Annotated in this window: 1 protein-coding gene; it reads right to left on the minus strand. The window is 51.6% G+C overall.

Translation table 11 applies throughout. The annotated features are described in order from the left end of the window. Positions 1-18: 18 nt before the first annotated feature. Positions 19-1,174 (minus strand): IS3 family transposase gene (locus tag ACJSDX_RS14340; protein ID WP_407995262.1). Its coding sequence is split into 2 segments (ribosomal slippage): positions 19-906 and positions 908-1,174, totalling 1,155 coding nucleotides; the frame shifts between segments, so codons are not numbered across the junction. Between the last annotated feature and the right edge of the window lie 64 nt (positions 1,175-1,238).

Below are 1,238 nucleotides of genomic sequence, written 5' to 3' on the forward strand. Positions count from 1 at the left end.
TGAATCGCCCCTACTATCCTAGACAGTCGCCAGCCCCTCGAAATAACGCTTTTCATACTCTACTGGCGATAGGCCATTATTGAAACTGTGTCGACGCCTAGGGTTGTAAAACATTTCGATGTAATCAAATATATCCTGGCGGGCAGCTTCTCGATGCTCGTAAATCTTCCGCCGTATCCTTTCCCGCTTCAGCAATTGGAAAAAGCTTTCTGCAACAGCGTTGTCGTGGCAATTGCCTCGTCTGCTCATGCTAGGTTTGAGACGGTGCGCTTTTAAAAAAGCCTGCCAATCATAGCTGCTGAACTGACTACCTTGATCTGAGTGGACTAGCACCTCTCCATCTGGTCTCCGCCTCCATACCGCCATCAGCAATGCGCTGATCGCCAAGTCACGATCCATCCTAGGTGCCATTGACCACCCGACGACTTGGCGTGAGAAGAGATCCAGCACGGCAGCCAAATATAACCATCCTTCATGGGTTCGAATATAGGTAATATCCGTCACCCATACTGTGTTGGGAGTGTTCACGTCGAATTGGCGCTCCAGATGATTAGGCGCGACCACAGCGGGCCGTCCGCCAAGCTGACCAGGGCGACGCCGGTAGCCAGTTTGAGAACGTAACCCTTCTTGACGCATCAATCGCGCAACACGGTGCTTGCCACAGGTCTCCCCTAAAGCTCGAAGATCATCTTTGATCTTGCGATAGCCATAAACCCCACCACTCTCCAGCCAGGATTGCTTGATATGGCCTAGCAAGCGCTGGTCTTCTTGCGCTCTTGCAGACTGTGGTGTCTGTTGCCATGCGTAATAACCGCTGGGATGCACACTCATCATGCGACAGAGACGTCGGATAGGGTGAGAGCAGGCGTGCTCTTGAATAAATGCGTACTTTACCCGGACAGACAAGGCATAAGTACGCGGCGGCCTTTTTTAGGATATCTCGCTCATCAGTGACGCGGCGCAGCTCAGCCTGAAGGCGACGGATTTCTGCTTGCTGATTGGAGACGTGCTGTAGTTCGTCTTCAGGCGTGTTGAATCGTTTGATCCAAGCATAAATGCTATGGCTTGAAACGCCCAACCGCTCCGCGACTTCTGCTACTGAAAACTGACGTTCAGTGACTTGCTTGACGGCGGCCTGTTTGAATTCTTCGGTGTAACGTTGTTGCTTGCTCATGATGTCTCCTCAACTTCCATAGTTTGAGGCTCTTGAGCTGTCTAGGAAAGTGGGGGCGATTCAA

The organism is Methylobacillus draconifructus (assembly GCF_045984355.1).
In the GTDB taxonomy this organism is placed as follows: Bacteria; Pseudomonadota; Gammaproteobacteria; order Burkholderiales; family Methylophilaceae; genus Methylobacillus; species Methylobacillus flagellatus_A.